The 7028-nt window shown below is 46.8% G+C and carries 8 protein-coding genes and 1 pseudogene; 4 read left to right on the forward strand and 5 right to left on the reverse strand.

All coding sequences use genetic code 11. The annotated features are described in order from the left end of the window. From B3M51_RS09760 to B3M51_RS09780, 5 genes and pseudogenes are all read right to left on the reverse strand, one after another. Positions 1-398 (reverse strand): annotated as a pseudogene (locus B3M51_RS09760) (hypothetical protein); the annotation flags it as partial. Positions 399-471: 73 nt separating this feature from the next. After that, complete coding sequence (waaF, locus tag B3M51_RS09765; RefSeq protein WP_292758688.1) at positions 472-1485, reverse strand: lipopolysaccharide heptosyltransferase II; 1014 nt, start codon at positions 1483-1485, stop codon at positions 472-474. Next, positions 1485-2294 carry a ZIP family metal transporter gene (locus tag B3M51_RS09770; protein WP_292758740.1) on the reverse strand — a complete coding sequence of 270 codons (810 nt, stop codon included), beginning with the start codon at positions 2292-2294 and terminating at the stop codon, positions 1485-1487. The genes waaF and B3M51_RS09770 overlap by 1 nt, the downstream gene beginning before the upstream one ends. 38 nt (positions 2295-2332) lie before the next feature. After that, positions 2333-3088 (reverse strand): peptidoglycan editing factor PgeF, encoded by a 756-nt coding sequence (pgeF, locus tag B3M51_RS09775; RefSeq protein ID WP_292758691.1) that lies wholly within the window; start codon positions 3086-3088, stop codon positions 2333-2335. After that, positions 3066-3887: an inositol monophosphatase family protein gene (locus B3M51_RS09780; protein ID WP_292758694.1), complete on the reverse strand. Its 822-nt coding sequence runs from the start codon at positions 3885-3887 to the stop codon at positions 3066-3068. Before B3M51_RS09780 ends, pgeF begins: the two co-directional genes overlap by 23 nt. A 73-nt stretch (positions 3888-3960) precedes the next feature. Between B3M51_RS09780 and B3M51_RS09785 the strand changes: the two genes are divergently transcribed. The 4 genes from B3M51_RS09785 to prmC are packed head-to-tail and all read left to right on the forward strand — an operon-like array spanning position 3961 to position 6926. Then, a complete protein-coding gene (locus B3M51_RS09785) occupies positions 3961-4689 on the forward strand; it encodes a 16S rRNA (uracil(1498)-N(3))-methyltransferase (RefSeq protein ID WP_292479162.1) in 729 nt (242 codons plus the stop codon). After that, positions 4686-4997, forward strand: coding sequence for a DUF3301 domain-containing protein (locus B3M51_RS09790; RefSeq protein WP_292356121.1), 312 nt, complete (start codon positions 4686-4688; stop codon positions 4995-4997). Before B3M51_RS09785 ends, B3M51_RS09790 begins: the two co-directional genes overlap by 4 nt. A gap of 19 nt (positions 4998-5016) precedes the next feature. After that, positions 5017-6063, forward strand: a complete 1047-nt coding sequence (locus tag B3M51_RS09795) for a response regulator (protein ID WP_292758697.1) — start codon at positions 5017-5019, stop codon at positions 6061-6063. 20 nt (positions 6064-6083) lie between these two features. Then, positions 6084-6926, forward strand: coding sequence for a peptide chain release factor N(5)-glutamine methyltransferase (gene prmC / locus B3M51_RS09800; RefSeq protein WP_292758700.1), 843 nt, complete (start codon positions 6084-6086; stop codon positions 6924-6926). The last annotated feature ends 102 nt before the right edge of the window (positions 6927-7028 follow it).

A 7028-nucleotide genomic window follows, 5' to 3' on the forward strand; every position in this document is an offset into this window, starting at 1 on the left:
CGGTCAAAGTCCCCAAAGCTATGACGGATACTATAAATCGGTAATTTTGTAGCTAATAAACCTACGTAAGCAGATTTAGCCCGGTGCGCGATACAAAACTCAAAAGGATATTGTTTTGCAATTTGGCGAATTTCACGAATAACTTGAAGTTTTAAGCCCCGTAGTTTTTTGCTGGAGTGTCCCAGAAAAATGACTTCATCCGAATCTGCTGCTTTTGCAACAACATCGTCTGGTTCACCTGTCATAAATACAGTTACTATCCGATATTTTGTCCCTTTAAATATCGCGGAAAATTGACGGGCACAATCAAGAAATGGATCATAATAACAGTGACAAATTTGAAGAATGTAGGTCGTATCGTCATTATCAATAGAGATGTTTTCTTCAATATCCGTCATTACTTATTCACCATTTAGTAACCTTGCCACATTTTAATCCCTTACTCTTTCTATTTTAAGGTGATGATAAAAATCAATTTGTTAAAATCTTCTCGGTTATGGTGACAGAAGAAATATCCTGCATACATTTGTGATGACCTAACGGACAAGTCCGCTGAAAACAGGGGCTACACTCAATAGGAATCTGCACCAGTTGGGCATTATCAGAGAGCGGTGGGGTAAAGGCTGGCGATGTCGGGCCGTAAATCGCGATTAAAGGTTTATTGAGTGCAGCAGCAATATGCATTAAGCCGGAATCATTACTGACAACCTGATCAGCTGTGGCAATTAAATCTATGGCTTCGCCCAGTTGGGTTTTGCCACATAGATTCACAACATTCCGTTTATCGGTTATACCTGCAACGATCTGCTCACCTACCGCTGTATCAGCTTTAGAGCCCATAATCAAAACTTGCCAGCCTTGCTGCGTAAGCTGCTCACCCAGTTCTGCGTAATGAGTCGCTGGCCATTGTTTTGCTGGGCCAAATTCAGCGCCCGGGCATAAAACCAGACGTTTCTGATTTGGCGATTTAACCGTAGCCAGTTCACTGGATACAGCTTCGGCAATCATTTTCGGCGGAGAATACTCCGGTGCGATATGTGCCTGACTGGCCGGATGTGCCAGCGATACAAAACGTTGCACCATTAGCGGTAAAGCTTGTTTATTGAGTTTGCGAGGATCATTCAGCAATCCATAACGCATTTCGCCAAGCCAGCCGGTGCGAGTTGGGATTTGTGCAAACCACGGAATAAGTGCCGATTTCCAGGAGTTCGGCAGGACGATAGACTGATCATATTTTTTATGCCGCAAGCCCAGACCAATTTGCCGGCGTTGTTTCCAGCCAAACATACCATGGGTTACCGGCATGCTAATCGCTTCCCGGATTTCAGGCATACGCGCCAGTAAGGGACGGGTCCATTCCGGCGCCAGCACATCAATATTACTCTCTGGATAGCGCTGCTTAAGCGCAGCAAACAAAGACTGCGCCATCACCATATCACCGACCCAGGATGGGCCGATGACCAATATATCGTGTTTAGCTGGCATTAATGCAGCGTGCTATGCGCCAGATAAATAAACACCACCCCTGCAGCAATCAAGGAGATTTGCTGGAATGTTTCGGAGGGTTTTACTTTGCTGTGCAGGCCCGGAATCAAATCAGCCACAGCGATATAAATAAAGCTGGAAGCTGCAACAACCAAGATATACGGCAGAATGTGCTGCATATCGGCCAGCAAGAAATAGGCTGCTACTGCACCGACTACCGTAGCCAGACTGGAAAGCATATTGAAATAAAGTGCTTTACGCCGTGAATAACCACTGTGCAACAGGATGACAAAGTCACCCAGTTCCTGCGGAATCTCATGGGCAGCAATCGCCAATGCGGTGACAATCCCCAGATGTACATCCGTTAAAAATGCGGCGGCAATTAACACACCATCAACAAAGTTGTGAATGGCATCGCCAATCAAAATTAACGCGCCAGCGGCTTTTTTGGAATCTTCCTGATGATGGTGGTGATGGTGATCCTCACCAAGTTCTGGAATATTTTCATGACCATGATGGCTGTGGCAGTGACGCCACAACACCATTTTTTCCAACAGGAAAAAACTCAATAAACCAATCAGTAACGTCAGCCCGATATTATGTGGATCAACCACAAATTCATGCTCAATGGCGTGCGGTAGCAAACCCAGGAAGGAGGCACCAAGCAAGGCACCAATAGCAAAACTGACCAGATGTGGTACTGCGTGTTGGCGAGTATTGGTGGGTAGTAGCAGAAAACTTGACGCAATTATTACGCTTAGCAGCCCCCCAAGAATACTGAAAATGATAATCCAGATTAATAAGTCCATATGCACCTGACCGACAAAAATAATGCGCAAATCATACCTTATTCAGCCGCTATCCATATCAGTGTTGCCATTCGCCCGGTTACACCATCCCGGCGAAACGAGAAAAAACGCTGTTTTTCAGTGAAGGTACAATTGTCACCTCCATAGATTGCAGTTACGCCTTGCGCAATCAGGCGTTGTCTGGCGAGTAGATAAATATCTGCCAAATAACGATCGCTATGTGTTGAGATAAAAGCCAATTCAGCCGCAGCATCCATTGCCACAAATCCAGCTTTAACTTCTGGGCCAACTTCAAATGCCTGTGGGCCAATCGCCGGGCCTAGCCAGACAATGATATCTGATGATGGTGCTTTGAACCGGGCCAATGTGTTTTCAATAATGCCGTTTTTTAAACCACGCCAGCCGGCGTGAACAGAAGCCACCTGGGAACCTGATTTATCCGTGATTAATAGCGGTAAACAATCCGCTGTCATGACCGTGCAGACAGTGTCTGGTGAATCACTGATAATGGCATCAGCTTCAATATCGGCTTGCCAACATTTTGCATCGATAACGTCGGTGCTATGGGTTTGCTTAAGCCATAACGGCTCGGCTGGTAATAAAGCCTTTTCAAATAGTCTCTGTCGGTTAGCCGCTACAGCCTCTGGATTATCGCCAACATGATCGCCCAAATTTAACGAAAAATAGGGACCCGTGCTCTGTCCACCGTTTCGAGTGGTGGTAATTGCTCTAATATGTTTTGGAGCAGGCCAGTTTACTTCGAGAAATAATTCAGCCATCACTACGCGGTACATGCAGGTAATCACGCCAGGCGGCAAACAGGTTTTCATCGCTGGCAGCACAGGTTGAACGGGGAGTTAAACTGCGGCTGAACACTGGCTCATTATCCAATGTACAGGCAAATGCGCCAGCTTCCTGAATAACCAGCTGCGCTGCAGCATAATCCCAAATTTGCTGCCGTCCATGCAGATATAATTGGGCACGTCCCGCCGCCAGCCAACATAGCTCCAATGCAATTGAGCCAAGACTGCGTTGTGACCCATAAGGCTTTTCTTCGACCAGCCTTTGAGAAAGGGATATGGGTAAACGTTTGAAATCTATGATGGCCAGAGTCTGGTTAAGTGCCAGCCCGGAAATTTCAGCTTTTAATCGCTGACCATTTAGCCATGCCCCTGCGCCTTTTTTGGCGGCAAAACACTCATTCATTACCGGGTCATAAACCAATCCCAGCGTTACTTCGCTCTTTTCAATAAGGGCAAGAGAAATGGAAAAGAAAGGCATGCCGGCGGCAAAATTACTGGTGCCGTCTATTGGATCGAGACACCAAAGTGCGTCATTGCTGTCGAGTAATTCAGCTTGTTGAAGGGCGGTCATTTCCTCGCCCAGTAATTTGATATCCGGGAAATCCCGCTGCAAAACCTCAGTGATGGTCTGCTGCATCAATTTATCTGCAACGGTAACCACGCTGCCATCATGTTTATATTGACGGCTGACAGTATTGAATAATGGCATTAAATGTTGCTGAACTGTGTCAGTCAGGCAATTTTGAAGTTTGGCGAGGTCGGTATCCATGGCAAAAAGTATATCAGCCATTTACGGTTTATTATTCAAACTCTGTGATGCAGTCTGTAAACTGCTGATTCATTTTGTCAGTTGAAGCTTGTTTATGCGTGTTTCCCGTTTTTATTGCGCGTCTCTAGTGCCTGCCAATACACCAATGCAGTTGCCAGATGAGGTTTTCCGCCATGCCGTGCAGGTACTTCGCATGAAGCCTGGTGCTTTATTGAATTTATTTGATGGGCAGGGCCTGGAATATCAGGCGCAGCTGGAGCAGGTTGATAAGCGTCAGGCAACCGTCAGCCTGAAACAGCAAATACACACAGATAACGAGTCTCCATTAGATATCCTGTTGATGCAGGGTATTTCAAGAGGAGAACGGATGGATTACGCCATACAGAAAGCGGTTGAGCTTGGTGTGAAACGTATTATGCCGGTGGTGACCGAGCGCTGTAATGTCCAACTATCCGGGGATCGTGCCGAGAAAAGAATAAATCATTGGCAAGGTGTCATTATCAGTGCCTGTGAGCAAAGCGGCAGAAGTTATTTGCCTGAGTTATTGCCCATCACGTCAATAGATGCGGCTTTGGAAAACGTGAACGATGCCTGCAAACTGGTACTTGATCCCGAGGCGATAAAAAGTTTTTCCAGTGTAAAAAAAGCTGATCAGATTGCTTTACTGATTGGTCCCGAAGGTGGCTTGAGTGAAACAGAGGTACAGCGGGCAAACGATGTGGGTTTCACTGGTATCACATTAGGGCCGAGGATATTGAGAACTGAAACCGCTTCTGCAGCAGCATTAGCGATGGTGCAGGCTGGCTGGGGAGATATCGCGTGAATGATAGTACCATTGTGTTGTTGATTCTGGCCGTTATAGGCTGGATTTGGTGGGACAGCCGCGGCGTTGCGGAACATGCCAGCAAGGTTGCAAGTCAATATTGTCAATCGATGGGAGTGAGTTTTCTCAATGATACCGTGGCCTGGCAAAAAATCCGTCTCAAACGAGGTTCGACCGGCAGAATGCAATTAGAACGTACTTATTTCTTTGAGTTTGCCAGTGATATGCAACAACGTTATCGTGGAGAAATCGTTATGTTAGGCAAACGCGTCAAAACGATCCAACTGGATCCGCACCGTTACAGTTAAGTCATCAGAGGTAGAAGGTATGACCACCAAACTTGCATTAGTCGTTGATGATTCTCGTGTTGCCCGCATGATGCTTTGCAAACTGCTGCAATCTTCTGGATTTTCAGTGGTTGAGCAGGGTAGCGCTGATGAAGCCTTGTCCTGGCTGGATACCAGTGAACAAACGCCGTTAATTATTTTTATGGATTTGATGATGCCGGGCATGGATGGCCTGACCGCCACCCGTCAGATAAAAAATGATGCCCGCTGGCAATCTATTCCAGTGGTACTTTGCACAAGTAATGACAGTGAAGCGGATAAACTGTCTGCGCACGACAGTGGTGTATTGGCTTTACTGTCCAAACCACCTGAAGCCCAACAGTTGCAATCAATTTTAGCTGCCTTATCGGCACCTTCAGTGGCCACAGAAGAAAAACAACCATCCGTAGCCGAGCCATTATCGCCTGTTGAATTTCACTCCATTCCATCTATAGAGGAAATTACCGCGGAGATTGAGCAACAGTTATTACCAAGCTGGTTACATCAGGCTCAACAGCAGACGGAGCAGCTTAGTCAGCAGATTGCAGAAAATATCGCCAGGCAATTGATTGACGAAAAACTGGATGGGGTAGCGACAAGGCTGTCTACTGAGATAAGTCAGCAGATAAGTGGTGAAGTGCAGGAAAAGGTTCAGCATCAACTCAACACGCAAACGGAACAAATGCAGACGGTATTGTTGGAAAAAGCCGCTGATGCTGCTGAAACAGCAATGCAAAACCTGAATCAGTCCAATCACTGGCAACAGCAAGTATCGGCACAAACTGAGCGCTGGTTGGCCAGTCAGCAACACACGATTGAACAACAACTGGTGACGGCACTGCAACCCAGCATTGAAACAGCAATAACCGAGCAACTTGGCGCAATGCCTGAAGCGGTTGATCCCATGATCGAAACCTTGCAGCAGGAACTGGCACAACTGCAATTACAGCAAAATCAGCTGATTAAGCGGCAGCGTATGACCAATGCATTATTGATGATCGCGCTGGCGGCGGGTGTATTAGCGTTGTTACAAATCAATTTATTCTGAGTTGACGAATTAAAAAGACAATGACGATTCAACAGGCTTTGCAATGGGCCAGATTGCAACTGGTCGCGAGTCAAACGCTGCGACCGGATATTGAAAGTCTGTTATGTCATGTTTTGCAGTGCACTCCATCGCGAGTGATCAGTTATCCGGAACAACAACTGACACCAGCCCAGCAACAGAGCTTTGTTTCACTGGTGGAGCAGCGGCAGCAAGGTATTCCGGTTGCCCACTTGACCGGCAGCCGAGGCTTCTGGTCATTGGATATTGAGGTCAATCGGCATACCCTGATCCCCCGACCGGATACCGAGTTACTGGTCTCACTGGCTCTGGAAAAAATTCAGCCGGGAATGTGTATTGCCGATCTTGGAACCGGCAGTGGGGCTATTGCATTGGCAATTAAATCGGAATGTCATGATATCTGGCTGCTGGCAACAGATTATTCGCAGCCGGCTTTGCTGCAGGCTAAACAGAATGCGGTAAAAAACCATCTAGACGTACATTTTGTTCGCGGCCAATGGTTGGATGCCATACAGCCTGAAACTCTGGATATCATTATTTCCAATCCACCTTATATTCGTTCGGATGATCCGCATTTAACTAATGGCGATTTACGCTTTGAACCCTTGACAGCATTAGCTTCGGGCGCTGATGGCCTGAATGATATCCGGCAGCTGGTCCATCAAGCATCGCGGGTAATAAAGTCGAACGGCTGGTTAATGATAGAGCATGGTTATGATCAGTCGCAGGCCGTTCAAGCATTGTTCCAGCAAGCAGGCTTTAGTGAGATACAGGCTTTTCAGGATTATGGTCAGCAGGATCGCGTGATCATTGGCAAACGCTCCGTAAGCCGCGAATTCAGGTAATATACTGCTGATGAATGATGAACAGTTGCTGCGTTACAGCCGCCATATTCTTTTGCCGAATTTTGACATCACCGGCCAACAGCGCGTTTTGGAAAGCCGCGT

It is taken from the genome of Methylophaga sp. UBA2689 (genome assembly GCA_002354555.1).
Classification (GTDB): Bacteria; Pseudomonadota; Gammaproteobacteria; order Nitrosococcales; family Methylophagaceae; genus Methylophaga.

What these genes read in the sequence shown, in the direction of transcription:
- B3M51_RS09795 (WP_292758697.1), top strand. Translation starts at nt 5,017, where the DNA reads ATGACCACCAAACTTGCATTAGTCGTTGATGATTCTCGTGTTGCCCGC.
- B3M51_RS09785 (WP_292479162.1), top strand. Translation starts at nt 3,961, where the DNA reads ATGCGTGTTTCCCGTTTTTATTGCGCGTCTCTAGTGCCTGCCAATACA.
- waaF (WP_292758688.1), bottom strand. Translation starts at nt 1,485, where the DNA reads ATGCCAGCTAAACACGATATATTGGTCATCGGCCCATCCTGGGTCGGT.
- prmC (WP_292758700.1), top strand. Translation starts at nt 6,084, where the DNA reads ATGACGATTCAACAGGCTTTGCAATGGGCCAGATTGCAACTGGTCGCG.
- B3M51_RS09770 (WP_292758740.1), bottom strand. Translation starts at nt 2,294, where the DNA reads ATGGACTTATTAATCTGGATTATCATTTTCAGTATTCTTGGGGGGCTG.
- pgeF (WP_292758691.1), bottom strand. Translation starts at nt 3,088, where the DNA reads ATGTACCGCGTAGTGATGGCTGAATTATTTCTCGAAGTAAACTGGCCT.
- B3M51_RS09780 (WP_292758694.1), bottom strand. Translation starts at nt 3,887, where the DNA reads ATGGCTGATATACTTTTTGCCATGGATACCGACCTCGCCAAACTTCAA.